This window comes from Pyrodictium occultum (assembly GCF_001462395.1).
In the GTDB taxonomy this organism is placed as follows: domain Archaea; phylum Thermoproteota; class Thermoprotei_A; order Sulfolobales; family Pyrodictiaceae; genus Pyrodictium; species Pyrodictium occultum.
On the sequence record NZ_LNTB01000001.1, the window covers coordinates 187,795 to 204,493 of the forward strand.

Annotated in this window: 17 protein-coding genes and 1 rRNA gene; 9 read left to right on the plus strand and 9 right to left on the minus strand. The window is 66.7% G+C overall.

The features are described 5' to 3' along the window. The first annotated feature begins 32 nt into the window (after window positions 1-32). The 3 genes from CF15_RS01085 (at window position 33) to CF15_RS01095 (ending at window position 2,615) form a co-directional block, all read left to right on the plus strand. Window positions 33-1,487, plus strand: coding sequence for an RtcB family protein (locus tag CF15_RS01085; RefSeq protein WP_058370148.1), 1,455 nt, complete (start codon window positions 33-35; stop codon window positions 1,485-1,487). A gap of 125 nt (window positions 1,488-1,612) precedes the next feature. Continuing rightward, window positions 1,613-2,122, plus strand: a complete 510-nt coding sequence (locus CF15_RS01090; RefSeq protein ID WP_083494403.1) for an archease — start codon at window positions 1,613-1,615, stop codon at window positions 2,120-2,122. Between the two features lie 85 nt (window positions 2,123-2,207). After that, entirely contained in the window at window positions 2,208-2,615 is a 408-nt protein-coding gene (locus tag CF15_RS01095; RefSeq protein WP_058370149.1) for an iron-sulfur cluster assembly protein, read from the plus strand. On the opposite strand, the gene CF15_RS01100 is transcribed toward CF15_RS01095, so the two are convergent. Continuing rightward, complete coding sequence (locus CF15_RS01100) at window positions 2,612-4,531, minus strand: S9 family peptidase (protein WP_201783064.1); 1,920 nt, start codon at window positions 4,529-4,531, stop codon at window positions 2,612-2,614. The two genes, CF15_RS01095 and CF15_RS01100, sit on opposite strands and share 4 nt — an antisense overlap. Before the next feature lie 123 nt (window positions 4,532-4,654). On the opposite strand from CF15_RS01100, the gene CF15_RS01105 reads away from it, so the two are divergent. After that, a complete protein-coding gene (locus tag CF15_RS01105; protein WP_058370151.1) occupies window positions 4,655-5,305 on the plus strand; it encodes a cyclase family protein in 651 nt (216 codons plus the stop codon). Window positions 5,306-5,350: 45 nt separating this feature from the next. After that, window positions 5,351-7,150, plus strand: a complete 1,800-nt coding sequence (locus CF15_RS01110; RefSeq protein ID WP_058370152.1) for a TrkH family potassium uptake protein — start codon at window positions 5,351-5,353, stop codon at window positions 7,148-7,150. A gap of 168 nt (window positions 7,151-7,318) precedes the next feature. Here CF15_RS01110 and CF15_RS01115 read toward each other — a convergent pair whose 3' ends face one another. The 4 genes from CF15_RS01115 to CF15_RS01130 form a co-directional block, all read right to left on the minus strand. Continuing rightward, a complete protein-coding gene (locus CF15_RS01115; protein ID WP_058370153.1) occupies window positions 7,319-7,552 on the minus strand; it encodes a hypothetical protein in 234 nt (77 codons plus the stop codon). Then, window positions 7,549-8,004: a hypothetical protein gene (locus tag CF15_RS01120; RefSeq protein ID WP_058370154.1), complete on the minus strand. Its 456-nt coding sequence runs from the start codon at window positions 8,002-8,004 to the stop codon at window positions 7,549-7,551. Before CF15_RS01120 ends, CF15_RS01115 begins: the two co-directional genes overlap by 4 nt. A gap of 787 nt (window positions 8,005-8,791) precedes the next feature. Beyond that, the gene (locus tag CF15_RS01125) at window positions 8,792-9,346 is read right to left on the minus strand and encodes a hypothetical protein (protein WP_058370155.1); all 555 of its coding nucleotides are present in this window, start codon (window positions 9,344-9,346) and stop codon (window positions 8,792-8,794) included. 338 nt (window positions 9,347-9,684) lie between these two features. Continuing rightward, the gene (locus tag CF15_RS01130; protein WP_058371320.1) at window positions 9,685-11,058 is read right to left on the minus strand and encodes an RsmB/NOP family class I SAM-dependent RNA methyltransferase; all 1,374 of its coding nucleotides are present in this window, start codon (window positions 11,056-11,058) and stop codon (window positions 9,685-9,687) included. A gap of 415 nt (window positions 11,059-11,473) precedes the next feature. Here CF15_RS01130 and CF15_RS01135 point away from each other — a divergent pair, with 415 nt between their 5' ends. Further along, complete coding sequence (locus CF15_RS01135) at window positions 11,474-11,851, plus strand: hypothetical protein (RefSeq protein WP_058370156.1); 378 nt, start codon at window positions 11,474-11,476, stop codon at window positions 11,849-11,851. A gap of 173 nt (window positions 11,852-12,024) precedes the next feature. Continuing rightward, on the plus strand, window positions 12,025-12,627 hold the full coding sequence (locus CF15_RS01140) for a hypothetical protein (protein WP_058370157.1): 603 nt from the start codon (window positions 12,025-12,027) through the stop codon (window positions 12,625-12,627). 72 nt (window positions 12,628-12,699) lie between these two features. Here CF15_RS01140 and CF15_RS01145 read toward each other — a convergent pair whose 3' ends face one another. Together CF15_RS01145 and rrf are read right to left on the minus strand one after the other, a co-directional pair. Continuing rightward, complete coding sequence (locus CF15_RS01145) at window positions 12,700-13,449, minus strand: precorrin-2 dehydrogenase/sirohydrochlorin ferrochelatase family protein (protein ID WP_058370158.1); 750 nt, start codon at window positions 13,447-13,449, stop codon at window positions 12,700-12,702. Window positions 13,450-13,638: 189 nt separating this feature from the next. Next, window positions 13,639-13,758, minus strand: a 5S ribosomal RNA gene (gene rrf, locus CF15_RS01150). A gap of 112 nt (window positions 13,759-13,870) precedes the next feature. On the opposite strand from rrf, the gene CF15_RS01155 reads away from it, so the two are divergent. Together CF15_RS01155 and CF15_RS01160 are read left to right on the plus strand one after the other, a co-directional pair. After that, a complete protein-coding gene (locus CF15_RS01155; protein WP_058370159.1) occupies window positions 13,871-14,773 on the plus strand; it encodes a VIT1/CCC1 transporter family protein in 903 nt (300 codons plus the stop codon). 30 nt (window positions 14,774-14,803) lie between these two features. Further along, window positions 14,804-15,364 (plus strand): class I SAM-dependent methyltransferase, encoded by a 561-nt coding sequence (locus CF15_RS01160; RefSeq protein WP_058370160.1) that lies wholly within the window; start codon window positions 14,804-14,806, stop codon window positions 15,362-15,364. Between the two features lie 8 nt (window positions 15,365-15,372). Here the strand turns inward: CF15_RS01160 and CF15_RS08725 are convergent, their stop codons facing one another. Beyond that, complete coding sequence (locus CF15_RS08725) at window positions 15,373-15,957, minus strand: GNAT family N-acetyltransferase (protein WP_058370161.1); 585 nt, start codon at window positions 15,955-15,957, stop codon at window positions 15,373-15,375. Window positions 15,958-16,028: 71 nt separating this feature from the next. Further along, window positions 16,029-16,664 carry a hypothetical protein gene (locus CF15_RS01170; protein ID WP_168371195.1) on the minus strand — a complete coding sequence of 212 codons (636 nt, stop codon included), beginning with the start codon at window positions 16,662-16,664 and terminating at the stop codon, window positions 16,029-16,031. Window positions 16,665-16,699: the final 35 nt, after the last annotated feature.

The following is a 16,699-nucleotide window of genomic DNA, read 5'->3' on the forward strand; positions in this document are numbered from 1 at the left end:
CGAGGACGGGCAGGTAGGAGGTGCAAACAGGCATGAGCGCTAGGATGCCCCTCAAGAGGGTCGGGGACTACGAGTGGATGATACCTAAGGGCGCCAAGCCCTGCATGAGGGTTCCCGCGCTCATCTTCGCCGACGAGTTCCTCCTGGAGAAGATGAAGGGCGACCTGACCCTGGTCCAGGCCGCTAACGTGGCCTGCCTCCACGGGATACAGAAGTACAGCATCGTGATGCCCGACGGCCACCAGGGCTACGGGTTCCCGATAGGCGGCGTCGCGGCTATGTCGATAGACGAGGACGGCGTGATAAGCCCCGGCGGCGTCGGCTACGACATAAACTGCGGCGTGCGCGTAATAAGGACAGACCTCGACATCAAGGAGGTCAAGCCCAAGCTGCGCGAGCTGATAGACGAGCTGTTCCGCAATGTGCCCAGCGGGCTCGGCAGCACCGGCAAGATCAAGGTGAGCGTGCAGGAGCTGAACAAGGTGCTGGACGAGGGCGTCCAGTGGGCGGTCAAGAGGGGCTACGCCTGGGCAGAGGACCCGGAGCACATAGAGGAGAGGGGGAGCTGGGGCCTGGCGGACTCCAGCAAGGTGAGCGAGCGCGCTAAGAGACGTGGCGCCGAGCAGCTGGGTACCCTCGGCAGCGGCAACCACTTCCTAGAGGTACAGGTGGTGGACAGGATATACGACCCGGAGAAGGCCAAGGCCATGGGTATAACGCATGAGGGCCAGGTAGTGGTCATGATACACACCGGCAGCAGGGGCCTGGGCCACCAGGTGGCCAGCGACTACCTCATGATAATGGAGCGGGCTATGAGGAAGTATGGCATAAGGCCGCCGGACCGCGAGCTGGCCAGCGTACCCTACAGCAGCCGCGAGGCCCAGGACTACATACGCGCTATGGCCGCCGCCGCCAACTTCGCGTGGACCAACCGGCAGCTCATCACCTACTGGACCCGCGAGAGCTTCCGCAACGTGTTCCACCGCGACCCCGACCAGCTCGGCATGAGGATAGTCTACGACGTCGCGCATAACATAGCCAAGTTCGAGGAGTACGAGGTGGACGGGAAGAGGATGAAGATGATAATCCACCGCAAGGGCGCCACCAGGGCGTTCCCACCCGGCCACCCCGAGATACCTAAGGACTACCAGAGCGTGGGCCAGCCCGTCCTAATACCCGGCAGCATGGGCACCGCCAGCTACATCCTAGCCGGCGTGCCCACGGGCGTCAAGGCCTGGTACACAGCACCCCACGGCGCCGGCCGCTGGATGAGCCGCGCAGCCGCGAAGAGGACGAAGAGCTACCACCAGGTCGTCCAGGAGCTGGAGCAGAGGGGCATACTTATACGCGCCAGCAACCGCGCCACCGTTGTTGAGGAGATGCCCGAGGCCTACAAGGACGTGGACCGCGTGGCCTTCGTGGCCGAGAAGGTAGGCATAGCCAAGATAGTGGCCAGGCTACGCCCCATAGCCGTGACTAAGGGCTAGGCCCTGCCCCCTCTTCCACAGTTTTCCGCGGCCAGGCCCTCCGGAGTCCCTCTCCTCAGGGGCCAGCCCGGGTAACCATCTAAGACCCTCAGTGCTGTTGTCTCCTCGGCACCCCTGGGGAGAGTATGGCGGCGGGCGAAGGCCCCTACGAGGATATCGAGAAGGAACTGCGGAAGGTGCTCGCCGAGCTCCCGTGCCCCGGCTTCGCCCACGCGCCCCACACCGCCGACGTGCTGATAGTGGCGCGGGGCCGGAGCCTCGAGGAGGCCTTCGAGCAGGCGGCGCTGGGCGTCTACGAGGTGGTGACGGACACCAGCAAGGTCGAGCCCCGGGTGGAGAGACGGGTGGAGACGAGCGGCATGGACCTATACCAGCTGCTCTACCGGTGGATAGAGGACCTGCTCTTCTACACCGACAGCGAGGGCCTGGTGTTCTCCAGGTTCAAGGTTGAGGAGATAAAGCGTGTCGGCGAGGGAGATGAGGCGGAGTACCAGCTGAGGGCCCGTGCCTGGGGGGAGAAGTTCAACCCCGATAAGCACCTCCACAGAACCATAGTGAAGGCCATGACCTACGCCATGATGGAGATAGTTAAGGAGAACGGCTGCTGGAGGGTCCAGTTCGTCATAGACATCTAGCCCCTAGCCCGTACCCGCAGCCCCGCGGGGCAGAGCAACCCTCTTAACCCCCGGCCCCATGGGCCGGGGCGAGGGTGGGCCTAGAGTGGGTTTATTCTCGAGCCTCCTCCGCGGCCTGGTGGTCCGCCGCCCCGGCTCCAGCGGGGCCGGGGGTGCCGCCGGCGGGGCGCCCGGCGTGCTAGCCGAGAGGATTAGGGCCGCCGAGGAGGCGCTCCAGAGCGTGATGATACCAGGCTACGACGTCGACATAGTGTCTGGAGGCCTTGTCGAGAGGATACGCGTCAGCTACGACGGCTACAGCGTAATGGTCGTGCTGGGCTACAAGAAGAGCGACCCGGGCTGCAGCACTTGCCGGTTCATAAGCAGCGTCGCCTGGGCGAAGATAGTGGAGGCTGCGAGGGAGGCCCTCCGGGCTCAGGGGTTCCAGAGGATACTCCTGGTGGACGCTGACACAGGCGCGGTGCTGGGGGACTACCGGGAGGGCGGGGGCTAGCCCCCGCCGGCCCCGGCTCCTCCCGGCTTCTCTCCCGCGAGGTGGCGGTCCAGCCAGTCTAGTATCAGCTGCAGTCTCTTCACCCTATGCCTAGGCTTTCCGCTGCGGGATAGGTCGTGGTTCTCGCCGGGGAATATGGCGAGCTTCGTCTCCACGCCGTGGACCTTCAGCGCGGTGTAGAGCTGGAGGGCCTGGTCGAGCCAGCAGCGGTAGTCCTCGCTCGAGTGGATTATCAGCGTCGGGGTCCTGGCCCTGTCAGCGTATCTGAGGGGGCTCTTCTCCCAGCAGGTCTCCGGGCTCCTCCAGGGGGTGCAGCAGAGCTGGTCCTCTACGAAGAACCAGCCTATGTCGGTGGTGCCATACATGCTTATCCAGTTTGATATGCTCCTCATGGTCACCGCCGCCTTGAAGAAGTCTGTGTGGCCTATTATCCAGTTGGTCATAAAGCCCCCGTAGCTCCCTCCCATCACCGCCGCCTTGTCCCTGGGGAGTCCCAGCCTCTCCACAGCGTACCTGGCGGCCTCCATGAGGTCCATGTAGTCCCGCTCGCCGTAGCCGCAGCGTATGTCGGCGAACTCCTCGCTGTAGCCGTCGCTCCCGCGGGGGTTGATGTAGACGACGGTGTAGCCGTTTGAGGCAAGCACATGGAACTCGTGCATGAAGCCGTAGCCCCACATGGTTTTCGGGCCGCCGTGGATGTAGAGCACCCAGCCCCTCGCCTCCACGCCCTCGGGGGGCCGGAGCACCCAGCCCTCCACCACCGCGCCGTCGCTGGCGCGGAAGCTGAAGCCCGTAGGCCTCGCGAGCCGGTAGCGCCTCCTCCAGGCCTCGGCGTAGCGTGTAAGCCTCCGCGGCCCGCCGCCCTGCAGCACGTAGAGCTCCTTGGGCTCCACCGGCGTCATAAGGGTGTAGGCTATGACCGAGCCGTCTCCGGCGGCGTGGAACTCGTCGACCACTGCCTCCCCGGGGTCGAGCACGGGCTCCGGCCTCATCCCGGGCTGGACGCGGTAGAGGAGCACCCTGCCCGCGTCGCTCACCTGGAAGAGTATCCCGCGGCTGGTCCACTGGAGGTGCTTTAAGCAGCTCTGGAACCTGACATCGCTGTTAACCGTGTTGGCGGCGTTGCGGTCGAGGCTGCAGGTGAGGCACTCCATCCTCCCCGTCTCGGGGTCGAGGAGCCAGACCTTCTGGTGGCTCGCGAACCCCCTCTCACCCCGGTGGCCCAGATAGGCCAGCATCCTCCCGTCGGGGCTCCAGGCGAGCTCGCCGTAGCCCATGAGGCCGCTCGCTATCCTCCTAGCATCCCCCTTCTCCACGTCGTATATGTAGACGTCCAGGAGGTATGGCTTGAGCATGTCCGTTGCAACGCTGATCGCTATCCTCCTCCCGTCCGGGCTCCAGGCCACGTCGGAGACCTGCAGCCAGTCCAGCCCCAGCTCCATCCTCTCCATAGCCCCGGAGTCCGCGTCGAGTATGAATGGCTCCACACGCGTCCTGTACACGAAGCCCTTCCCGTTGAACCAGACGGGGAGCGTCTCGACCTCCTTCACGTCCTCGTCCGGCCTCCCCACCGGGATGGCGGCAGCGGCTAGGTCGCCGCTGGGGCTCCAGGAGAGGGAGACCAGCCCATCCACCCTGGCGAGGAGCCTGCTGGCGCCCGGGGCCTCGATGCTGGCAGTCCTCAGCTCTAGGCCTGGGAGCCTCTGCTTCTGGCCCCTCCTGGCCTCAGCCCTCCTTGTGAAGACGTAGCGGCTGCCGGCCGGCGCGGGCACCGGGCAGGAGTCGCGGGGCCCGCTCTGGAGCACCAGCCTCTCGCCGTCGCTCAGCTTCACAGCCTCTATGCTGGACTCGTAGCTGTCCGTCTCCAGGCTGACCCTGGCAACGGTGTAGAGGACGTAGCCTCCGCTGCCCGCCACCGCGGGATTGGAGACCAGCACCAGCCCGTCGAGGCTCTCCGGGGTAAGCCTCTTAGCACCAGCCTGCGGGGCCAGCGCCCGCTCACCGGGCCTCTCTGGGCAGGCTGTGCGGTGAAAACGGGCTTGCCGCTCCGTGTGGTGGACCTAACAAGGCCCCTGGGGCCCGGCACCCCGGTCTACCCGGGCGACCCTCCGGTGATGGTGGAGACCGTGGCTGTGATACCCAGGGACGGCTTCTACAACCGTAGGGTCTGCCTGGGCGAGCACAGCGGGACCCACGTGGACGCCCCGGCCCACATGGTGGAGGGCGGCGCCCCGGTGGACAGCGTTGAGGCCTCCAGGCTCATAGCCCCGGCGCTGGCGATGGACCTCTCCAACGCCTGCGGGGCCGTCTCGAGCCGCGAGATTATAGCGGGGCTCCGGCTCCGCCGCCTGCCCCTGCCCCGGCGCGGCTGGTACCTGCTCCTCCGCATAGGCCGCGGCTGCAGGAGCGTGTCAGTGGAGGCCGCCGAGTGGATGGCCCGCCTAGGCCTCGGGGGCCTGGGGGTTGACGCGCCGAGCCCCGACGGGCCGCCTTACCCGGTGCACCGGGTCCTCCTCTCCAGCGGGGCCGTGATAGTCGAGAACCTCGAGATACCCCGCTGGCTCGACGGCGAGAAGGTGACGCTGATAGTGGCCCCTCTCCGCCTCAGCGGGGGAAGCGGCGCCCCGGCTAGGGTCTACGCGCTGCTCGACGGCGGCAGGGCTGGCGAGTGGGTGCAGGAGCCGGTATAACCCTGGCATCCCGGGTCCCCAGGGCCTGGCGGTGGAGTAGCAGCCGTGAAGCGCCAGGCCGTTGGGAGGCTGGAGGCGGGCAGGGAGCCCGGGGTAAGAGTGTCCCCCCTCCTCCACTACAGTATCCTCCCAGCGGCGATGGCTGGCCTCACCCACCTCCTCTCCTCCATGGCGGGCCTCCTCGAGGGCGACACCGAGTACTCTGCCGTGCTCGGCCTGTGGGCGGTGCTCTACCTTGCCGTGGCCGCGGCCTGGCTGCTGGCCCTCAAGCCCTCCCGCAGCCTCTCCAAGGAGGAGGCCCTGGTGCTCGTCGGCTACAGCTGGGTCGTAACCCCCCTTCTATCAGCTATACCCGTCGCCTACGCGCTGGGCGTCCCCCTGGTGGACGCGTGGTTCGAGTCGATAAGCGGCTACACCACCACCGGGCTCACAATCTTCACCGGGGGAGTGGACAAGGACTTCGGCGTCTACGTGCCCTCCATGGAGCAGCTGCCCCCGAGCATCCTCTGGTGGCGGGCTGTGACGCAGTGGCTCGGCGGCTTCGGCATAGTGGTCATGTTCCTCGTGTTCGCCAGGCTCGGCGGGCTCCCGCCCCACCTGGTCGGGTTTGCGGAGGGCCGCTTCGAGCGCCTCGAGCCCAGTATAGCCAGGAGCATAAGAGCCCTCATGGGCCTCTACGCGTTCCTAACGCTCCTCGGCGCGATACTACTCCACCTCGCCGGCATGCGCCCCGCGGACGCCCTCTACCACTCGATGACAGGCATCGCGACCGGCGGCTTCAGCCCCTACAGCGACAGCATAGCCCACTACCACTCTGTGGCCGTGGAGCTGGCCACGATGGTGGTGATGCTCCTGGGCGCCGCTAACTTCGCCGACCTCTACGCGATCATCAGGGGGGTGCCCAGGAGGCTCAGCGAGGAAACCGCATCCCTCATAGTGATAGCCTTCGCCTCAACCCTGCTGGGGGCGCTGATACTCGGGCGGCTGGGATGGCACCCCTACGCCCCGCTCCGCGAGGCAGCCTTCGACGTGGCCTCCGCGGTCTCAACCACGGGCTTCGGGATAAGCGATCTATCCAAGGCCCCGATCGCCTGGAAAGCCTTCCTCACAGTACTGATGCTGGTGGGCGGCGCGGCGTTCTCCACGGCGGGCGGGATAAAGCAGTACAGGCTGCTAGTGCTCTTCAAGAACATAGCCTGGACGGTGAGGGAGACCGTCCATGGGGCGGACAGGATAACAGTGCGCAGGGTTGGAGGCAGTATAATAACCGACGACGAGCTCCGGAGTATAGTTAGCGTGGCCACGCTCTTCGCCGCGGCCCATGCGGCGGGCACGCTTGCCCTGTTGGTCATACTCCCCCGCTGCAGCCTAGCGGACGCGGCCTTCGAGGCCGCCAGCGCGCTCGCCACAACAGGGCTAAGCGTTGGAGTGACCTCGGCCTCCACGCCCTGGCTCGCCAAGGCAGTGCTCATGGCGCTCATGACGCTGGGCAGGCTCGAGGTGGTGGGCTTCCTCTACATGGTGGAGGCGGCGAGAACCATGGCTGGCGGGGCCCGGCGCCGCGGGAGGCGCGCGGGGCTACGGCCGGAGGGAAGGGGTCCCTCTAGGACGGCTAGGCGGTGGCCTCGGCCTCCTGCCTGGAGACAGCGCCCGCCGCCGGGGTGGAGACGGCTGCCAGCAGGGGCCTCTCAGCCCCCGAGCGAAGTGCCTCGAGGAGCCTCCTCGCGTACACGGTGGCGGTGTAGGCCTTATAGCTACCCTTGGCGAACACGGGCTCCACGACCCCGAGGGCCTCCAGGCACTGGAAGGCCGCTAGCACCAGGTAGCGGGGCAGCCCGGTCCTAACCACCACGTCCCCCGGCGAGACCACGTCCCTGGACACGATGGCCTCGAGTATAGCGGCCAGCCTCTCACGGCTAGCATCCACGGCCACGACCCCGGGCTCGTATGCTTCACCCGAGCCCGAGGAGCCTAGAAGCCCCTGGCCTAGTAACACCCGCCGGCCCCAGGCGCTCACCCGTAGAGGACACGGTCGATCCCCCTGGCCTCGAGCCGCGCCACCCCGCCCGAGGGGTAGAGGACGGCCACCAGTCCCTCCCGGCAGCTCCAGCCCGGCCCCTCGGCGCCGGCCACGGCGGCCACGGCGGCGCCGCTCCGGTAGAGGCTGCAGAGCCTCCGCCCCCCGCCCGCCGCCACCACCGCTGCCGGCGCCACCCTCTGGCCTCTGCTCACCAGCGAGACAATCATCCCGGCCCCGCCGCCGGCCCTCTCAGCGATCTTAGCCGCCAGCCTCTCCGCGCCCGCTCCGTCGCGGGCCAGGCGGGCAGCGTAGGCGTAGAGCACCGCCTCCGGGACGCTCCTAGCCGGGGCCGGGGGAGACCCCGTGACCACCGCTGCCGGCCGAGCCTCCGGAGGCTGCAGGCCAGCGTCCTAGCGTAGAAGCCAGCCTTCGTGAACCCCGCCATCAGCGTGTGGACTCCCCCGCAGAGGGCGTAGACCCCAAGGGAGCCCCCGGCCAGCCAGGAGGCGGCGTCGAGAGCCTCGCGGACCCCGGCCCCCTCGTACACCCTCAGCCTCCACTCGCGGGGGCCGCCGCGCTCGCGGTAGGCCATCACGAGGAACCCGCCCCCTCTAAGCCCCCGGAGGGCCTCCAGGAGAACGTCAACCCTGCCACGCGGAACCACGGCTGCAAGCAGCAAGAGGGGATCCAGCCTCCCGCGCCCCTTCCCGGGCCGGCACCCCTCCTGGCCCGGAGTAAAAGCGCGTGAGGGCCGCGCGCCGGCGCAGGGGCATGGCTGGGTGCCCCGGCGGCGCCGGCAGCAGATACTACATATCATACCTTACACAGTTAACTATTAAGTCAACTTATTAAGAAATTTATGCTCTTGGATTCCCACGATAAATCAGGCAGGAAAGGGCGTCCATCGTGGAGGCCCCCTCCCCGAGCGGTGAGCGCTCCCGCGTAACCTAGTGATGCCCTGGAAACCAGTAATGGAAGACACGGTTTCAATGGCGGGGGACATTGCTGGGCCGCACTGCGCAGTCAACTGGTAGCCAGGGGTTCTCGCCGGAGAGCCCGTGAGAGTTGAGAGTTTTCGGAGAGCTCGCGTGGGAGCACGGCATCGACCTAGGGAGCCCTGGGGCTCGAGGGTCGCTTCGAATATCCGTCCAGCGCCTGGCCACGGGCTCTAGTACTCCTTCCAGTATCGAGTTGATAAGCTGCAGCGAGAGGATGTACATGGTTGGGGGCAACTGCCCCTACACCCCCATAGCGCGTAGACACCCATCCTGGAGGGGGTGATACTCTGCGTGCCAGCAGTGTGGCGGAGGCTGTGGGGGTACAAGGTGTACCGGCTAATAGAGCCATCGTATTCCATGAGGGAGTTGCTCTATGACGCCTTATAAGCCGGACATTGCAGTGTACTTCGGCGAGGCCATTAAGCTGCCCCGCCGCCCAGCGGCTGGGAGGACACGGCCCGAGAGGAGCTAGGAGGGGCCGGAGCCCCTCCGCCCCTCGGAGCCGTCGCCTCCCGTGCCCCCCGTCGCCCCGCCGCGGCGCCTAGAGGCCGCCGCACCCGCCGTGGCCAGCAAAGCCAGCCCGGGGGCCGGGCTGTGGAGCAGTGGTGTAGCCAGCAGCAGCAGGCCGGCGGCCAGGTAGAGGCCGCCGACGACCCGCCGGGAGCCGAGCACCCCGTAGCCGTGGACAAGGAGCCCCGCCGAGCCCAACAGCCAGGCGGCTACGAGCAGCATGGCGGCGGGGCCCAGGGGCTGGTCCGAGCCCGTGACGGCGCTTGCTAGCACGAGCAGCCCGGCGGCCGCCCCCAGGAACCCGGCCAGCCCGGCGGCGAAGGCGCCGAGGCCGGGCAGCTCACCCCTCCCAGCTAAGGAGGTGAACCCCAGCCCCGCCATCAGCGCTCTAGCGATGCCGGCGGCGAGCCCAGCCGCCCGGCTCGAGCCGCTCAGGCCCAGCATGAACCCGGCGGCCGCCATCAGGGCGGCCCCGAGGCTGAGTGCCGTCCCGCTCCACGCGCCCTTCTCCACCGTTTCTCCCTAGATGTTCATCCCAATTTTATATGGGTTTATGTTCGCATCTAGGGAGTTCCACCTCGCCCATAACTCTTTCCTTAGAGTTATGGGGTCATGGGTGGCTGTCGAGCCCAACGGCACGGGGCTCCCATCCAAGATCTTATGCCCTGAGGGGCTTGGAGCACTGCCCCCATCACCCCCCAGGGTTTTCAGGTATAACATTTAAACATCAACCAATATAAACTTTCCAACAACAATCAAAAACTATACTGCCCCCGAGGCACCGGGTGGCAGGCTTAGGACAGCGCCCTAGTGAGAATAGTCTTAGCCCGTAAACCAGCGGGCCCTAGGGCCTAGCGGCTCCTAATCCTCTCGAGCAGGGCGTAGAAGAAGCCTATGGTCCCGTGCCGGTGGGGCCACGCCCTCATGGTGCCTGGCAGCAGCGGGGAGGGGTCGTAGGGCCCCTGGAGCGGCACGAGCCTGAACTCCTGGTGCCTCTCGAGGAACCATCTTATGTTCTCCTCGTTCTCCTCGGGTAGGAGGCTGCAGGTGGTGTAGAGGAGCCGGCCGCCCGGCTTCACCAGCCTGGCCGCTGCCTCCAGCATCTCCCTCTGAAGCTTCACTATCTCCCCTAGCCCTTCCTCCCGGATCCTCCACCGGAGCTCCGGGTTCTTAGCAATGGTGCCGGTGCTTGTACAGGGCGCGTCTAGGAGGACCCGGTCGGCTACCTCCCCGCCCAGCACCCGGGGCGCCTTGCGGGCATCCATCCTGAATATCTTCACTATCGTTATGCCCATGCGGCGCAGGATCATCCTCATGCGCTCAATTCTCTTCTCGTCTATATCGAAAGCGTATATCCTGCCCCGGTTCCTCATAAGCTCGGCCATGTGGCTCGTCTTGCCCCCGGGTGCCGCGGCCAGGTCGACCACAGTCATCCCGGGCTTAGGGTCTAGGATGAGCGAGGCTGCCGCGCTAGCCTCCTCCTGGATCACTATCTTCCCCTCCCTGTAGAGCCTGCTGCGGTCGAAGTCGTAGGGCCCCTTGAACTTCACCACGACGGGTACGCGCTCGCTTACAATGGGGTCCTTGCCCTCCCTCCTAAGCTCCTCCACAACCTCCTCCACGGTGGCCTTCAGAGTGTTGACCCTGACGCTTATCAACGGCTTCTCGTTCAACGCCTTGAACAGCTCCTCGGCCTCCCCGGGGCCCAGCAGCTGCCTCATCCTCCTTATGAACCAGGCTGGGAGGAGGTAGAGCCACTCCAGCGCCTCCTCGACGCTGCGCGGCCGCGGCCGGTACTCGGCGAGGCGGTCGACAAGCCTCCAGTAGTACATGCCTACGTACGGGTGGGTCTTGGCGGAGAGGAAGTCCGCCACGCTCCACTTGAGCCTGTTCAGCGTAGCCTTATCGGGCTGGTGGAAGAGCACTATGTCGGCGGCGACGCGGAGCGCTGCACGGAGCCACGGGTCGAGGATGAGCGGCGACTCCACCCCGGTCAGCTCGGCGGCCACACGGTCCAAGAGCCCAATCCTCTTCATGGTATCATAGAATAGTGATGTGAGCAGCCTGTCCAGCCCGGTCCCGAGTATCCCGTGCCTCCGGAACACGATACGCTTGGCATGCTGGCTTGGCTTGAACTCCTCCGCCGCCTTAACCGTCTCGACTAGTATCCGGAGGCCCTTGGCCGGCACCGCCAGCTTCGGCTTCCCCCTCCTCTCGGCCTCCACAGCCTCCCATACACGCTTGGCAAGCCCCTCCAGCGCCCCGCCAGCGCTCTCCAAGGCCCTCACCCTCCACCACTACCCCCTGGCCCCCCGGCTCAGCGTACCCTCGGCGTCTGCCAGCTATTCTATCAAGCTAGCGCGGCCCCATGACGGCGCAGCATCCGAGCAAACACAGGTTAAAAAGAATGGGAACACATTTAAACTACAGTACCCGGTAATTGAGGGAAATACTTGGTGGGGGTCTTGGCGCATCTTCTAGAGAACGTTGAGGCCGTGGCCCGCGGCCTCTCAGTCATGTGCAACAGGATCCTGGTTGAGAGTCTCCCGGCGGAGGCGGAGAACCTGCTAGGAGAGCAGGGATTCCTTTCTTGTAGCCAGGCTGCTCGAGCGCGGCGCTCGCGAGGGCTTCACAGCCTTCATGAAGGAGCTGGGCGTGAAGCCGGGCAGCATAGACGCCGACAGAATACTCGAGATATTCGTGAGGCCTGGGGGCCGGGAGCAGCGCCACCCCTACCAGGTGTTCACAAGCCTCAGCTGCAGCAGGGACCGCTGCATCCTGGAGGCCAGGGGCTGCCCCTACGCCGAGGAGGCTAGGAAGCATCCCAGCACAATGGCGGTGATCGTGGGCACTGTGGCCGGGGTGCTCGAGGCCCTCGGCTACCGTGTACGCTGGCTCGCGACGCCTTCAGCCCGGAGGCACGCCTGCTGGGAGAACCCTCCAGACCTCCTAGTCTACATGGAGCCCGTGGAGCCGCCGGCCTGCAGGCTCATAGTCGAGAAGAACCCCTGCAGCTAGCCCGTCTACAACATCGGATACTAGGATCCGACAGAATACTATAATTCATCCCATTACTCTCCCACCTTCCCCCAGGATCTAGACACCCAGTCATCCACCCTCCACTCTTCCCTCAACCTAGCCTTGATCCTGAGCACCGCGTTGGTGACTGGTGGGTGGCTGGGGAGGGAGCGTTGGGCCAGGTGGAGGAGCGGGCCGCCGGATGGCTGCCGAGCCCGGAGGACCGGCGCGTGAAGGACGCCGTAATACGCAGCCTCCTGGCAATGCTTGAAAGGCTTGTGCTAGAAGACCTCCCCGGAGTAATAGGTAACATGGTCGGCGAGAGGCAGGGCGTGGCACTAGTTGGGCGGATGCTGCAGAACAGCAGCAGGCACGGCTTCCAGGAGTTCGTGAAGAGCCTGGGCCTCGAGCCCACCGGGGTAAGGATCGAACACTGGCTCAGCGTGTTCCTCGAGCCGGAGGGCGGGAACCTCCTCCACCCCTTCCAGGTATTCAGGAGCGTCGAGTGCGATTGGGACCAGTGTATGCTGCTCCTCTCTGAGGGCGAGCGCGCGGAGAGGATGGCAGGCTCCCTGACGCTCAGGGCAGCCCTTCTCGCGGCGATCGCGGGCGCCCTGGAGGCCCTCGGCCGCCGTGCCCAGTGGCTGGCGGACCCCTCTATGAAGAAGTACCTCTGCTCCCGCGTAAAGCCGGAGGTCGTGGTCTACTTCCGGGAGGATCCCAGGGGCGGCCGGCACTACGTTGTAGTGGAGAAAATGAAGTGCGGCAGCGGCTAGGGGCAGGCCCCCGCTCTGCTGGAGGGGTATCGGGGCTCCAAGGGCCCCGGAGCAGGCTGCTTGGGCGGGCCGTCAGCCCTCTAGCGGCTCTATGGGCTTCTCCACCCTCTCCAGCATAGCATACACGGTGTCCGCATCCACGCGTATCCCCAGTCTCTCCGCCTCCTCCGCTATCACCCTGGATGCCTCGCGCAGCGCCGCCTCCACGTCGCCCCTCTCCACGGCCCTCCTGAAGCCAGGGTCCTCCTCCACCCGGTAGTAGATCGGGACGCGGTCCTTGGCCCGCGGGATGAGTGTTTTAAGCACCGGCTTGACCCTCCACATCGCCTCGTAGAGGGCTTGGAGCCGCGCGTCGCTCTCCAGGCAGTCCCTTATCCTGTCCCTGGCGTGCCGCGCCGCCACCCCGGTGCGGCCCTCAGTTGTGACCGCGACGCGGAGCCCTCCTCCGTAGAGGTCCAGGGTATAGGGCACCACGATCTCCGTCCTCGCCGCGTCGGTAGCGTCGTTCACCCAGCGCCTTAGGCTCCTGGCCAGCCTCCACACAGTCTCGTTCACGCGGGGGTTGTCGGTGGCCACCACGACTATGTCGGCCCACTCCACGTGGCCGCGAAGCCCCTCGGCATCGGATGCATCCATCCTAATAAGCTCCAGGCCCGGGTCGCTCCTGGCGCGGTCCTCGAGCTCGCCGCTAAACTGGAGCCCCACTACCCTCACTATGGCGCCCGCCCTGCGGAACCAGAGAGCCCTCCTGGTCCCGACGCCGCCGCCCCCGACGACTAGGACGCGGCGGCCGCTCATCTCGACCCATAGAGGGACGCGCAACCCGGCCCCTCAACCCCCTCCCCGGAGGGGGTTCTGCAAGCCCCCTAGAAACCTGGGGCAGGGCCGCGCCACGGGGCCTGCGTGCTGGGCAGCGATCTTGCCGCCGGTTCAACAAACTGTTTATCGGCGGGAGCCGGGCCCGAGCCCCCTTTCGGACCCGGGAGGGGATGTGGAGTGAAGCGAGGAGAGGGGTCCCGGCTTGGGGGCGCTGCGGGGCCTCGCGGACCCCACAGCATCCCCCAGCGCGGCCGGCTTAACTTCCGGGTTCGACATGAGTCCGGGTGTTGCCCGGCCGCTATGGCCGGGCCCCTGGGGGGCTTCGCGCGGGCGTGGCCGTATTCATTCTTACGGCTTGCCAGGGAGTTCAGACATATTTTTAATTGGATGCCGTTTCTAATTCTAACTAGGTAATACTCCGGGGATGGATGTGGGCGCCACAGGGGTGCTGGACGAGGAGGCCCGTAGGCTTGCCGAGAGGTTCTGCCGGGAGGAGATAACGGTCCACCATATCTACAGGTGGCTTGCCGAGAGGGACCTGGAGAGGAGGCAGCAGCTGCTGAGGCTGGCGGAGCAGGAGAGGAGACACTACATGTTCTGGAGCAGTATTCTGGGCCACGGGTGCAAGCCTTCTCGGGCCTCGCTGGGGTGGATCACTCTGGTCTACAGGATTCTCGGCCCCTCGTTCATGATTAGGCTGCTCGAGCGCGGCGAGAAGTCTACGATAGAGCATTACCGCCGTTTTGCGAACCGGTTGAGGGGCGAGGCTAGGGAGATTCTGGAGCAGATTATAAGGGAGGAAGAGGAGCATGAGAAGACCCTGTTGAGCGGCATAGAGGACCTGAGGGTGAAGTATATGGGCTATATAGCCCTGGGCCTCGCCGATGCTATTGTGGAGATCACCGGCGTGCACGCCGGCTTCCTGGGCGCGACCGCTAGCACGCTGATGGCGGGCATTGCGGGCCTCGTGGTAGGGTTCTCGGCGGCCCTCTCCATGGCGGGGGCGGCGTACCTGCAGGCGAAGCACGGCGGGGAGGAGAGGCCCTCGGCCAGCGCTCTCGTGACAGGGCTATCCTACATATTCTCGGTGGTGCTCCTGGCGCTCCCCTACTTCCTGACAGCCAGCATGGCCCTGGCGTTCGCGGCCTCGCTGGCGATGGCTATGCTGCTGAGCGGCGGCTTCACCTACTACAGCGCGGTGGTTGAGGATAAGCCGTTCCTCCGCGAGTTTGTCGAGAGCGCCGGCCTGCTGCTGGCAACCGCGCTAGGGAGCTACGCGTTCGGCGACGCGCTGGGCAGGCTCGCCGGCGTGCATGTTAGCGGCTAGAGGCGCTCAGCCCGAGGCTGGGGCATGGTTTTGGGCGGCCGGGAGCCTAGGCTCGATGAGAGGGAGCTGGGCAAGACCATCGAGATACTCTACAACGCGTTCCAGTCCCTTGAGGCCGTGGGGGGAAGCCTCTCCCCCTACGTGCCAACTCAGGAGTACATGGTGGAGCCTCTTCTCCGCATCCTGCACGCCATGGCTGTGGGGAGGCTCCGGGCCCGGGGCCTGGAGCGGCAGCCCATCTACTACGAGCCGGGTTGCGGCGCCGGCGGGGTGGCGTCCAAGGCGGCTGAGATGGGGTTCTACACGGTGTGCCTCGAGCTGGACGAGTACCTCGCGGCGGATGCTGCCAGGAGGCTCCGGGGCCTCCTGGCGGACACCGTGGTGGGCGACCTGTCGGTGTTTAGGCCCCGGAGGGTGGATGCCGTCTACGCCTACCTCCTCCCCAGGGCGGTGCAGAGGCTCCTCGACACGCTCCGGGGGCTCCACGCGCCCCTCCTAAGCCTCGACTACCCCGCGGAGGGGGACAGGGGCTCGCTCCACGCGGCCAGGCTGGAGGTGAGGTCCAGGAGCGTCTACGTATACGAGCTCTAGCACGGGCTCTAGCCCAGGCTCCCGCGGGCCGGCCTGTAGCGCTGCCAGAGTACGGAGAGTATCCTCTCCCGGTTCGGCTCCAGGTCAAGCCGCGTGAAGACCATGTCGCGGCCGTAGCCGATCACGCGGCCGCCCAGCTTGTCCACCATTATCCTCCTCATGGGTATGTTGCCTGGATCGAAGTAGGCCTCGAGGGCCTTGTAGCCGTTCTCCAGGAGGCAGAGTGCCACAAGCGCGGTCATCGTCGTGCCCAGGCCCCTGCCCTGGAGATCGTCCCTGACCACTATCCCCAGCTCAGCCACCCCGTGTATACCGGTGTCGTAGGCCTCGGCGCTCGCCGCCGCCTCGCCCCCCTGGAGCCCCAGTAGGATTAGGCGGGCGTTCTCCAGGATCTCCCTCACCACTGTGTCCCAGCACTTGATCGGGCGGAGGAAGCGGAGCAGCACAGTCTCGGGCCCCAGTCTGGTGAAGAGGCCTAGGAGGAGCCTGCGCGCCTCCCTGGGCTCGGGCTCGGTGATCTCGACGCTGCTCCCGTCCTTCAGCGCAGCCGCCCCGGGTAGGCTGCTGCACCCGGCGGGCCGTCGGCCTGACAAGGGGTCCTCTGCTCCTCCAACCCGGGGGTACTGGGATCGGCTGAATTAAGCCCAGCGTCCAGCCCCGGGCCTCAGCGCCCCCTCTGCACGGGGGCGTGGGCGTAGAGGCTGAGGCCGAGCGGCCTGCTCCTCGCAGCCACGGGTGCTAGTGCCGCCCCCAGCTCCTCGAGCCAGGAGGAGAGCCTCTCCCCTGAAACCACTAGGTCAGCGGCCACCGCCTCCCCCTCCCCGCCCCTGCAGAAGAGCCTCCCGTCGGCGCAGGGCTCGACGCCTAGGGCCTCGACCGGGTAGCTTGCGAGCGGCTGCGCCGGTGGGGGCGCGGCCGGGGGGATGAGGAGCAGGAGCCTGACCCACCTCTCCACCCGGCTGGTGGCCGGGGCCTCCACCACGTGCGCCTCCACGGGGAACACTAGGTCGCCGTGGACAGCCTCCAGCGAGGCCCTCCGGGCGCCCACCAGGCTCCAGAGCCTGGAGTCCAGCTGCCGTAGCCCGGGCGCGTCGTGGTAGTAGATCTCCGCCTCCACCCGGCCGCCGCGGCACCTCGAGAGGAGGAGCAGGTCGCCGGCTCTCGCCAGGCAGGCGCCCCTCAGCCCCACCCTCCCGGCGAACACCGCGCCGGCCATGAGCCCGTGGAGCCTGCCCCCGTAGGCGAGGTCGCCGGCCGCGGCGTAGGGCACCCACCGCCGGAGCCCAGCCCCTGCCCCCACGGCCTCGGGACCCTCCGGGAGGCGGCGCGGCCCTC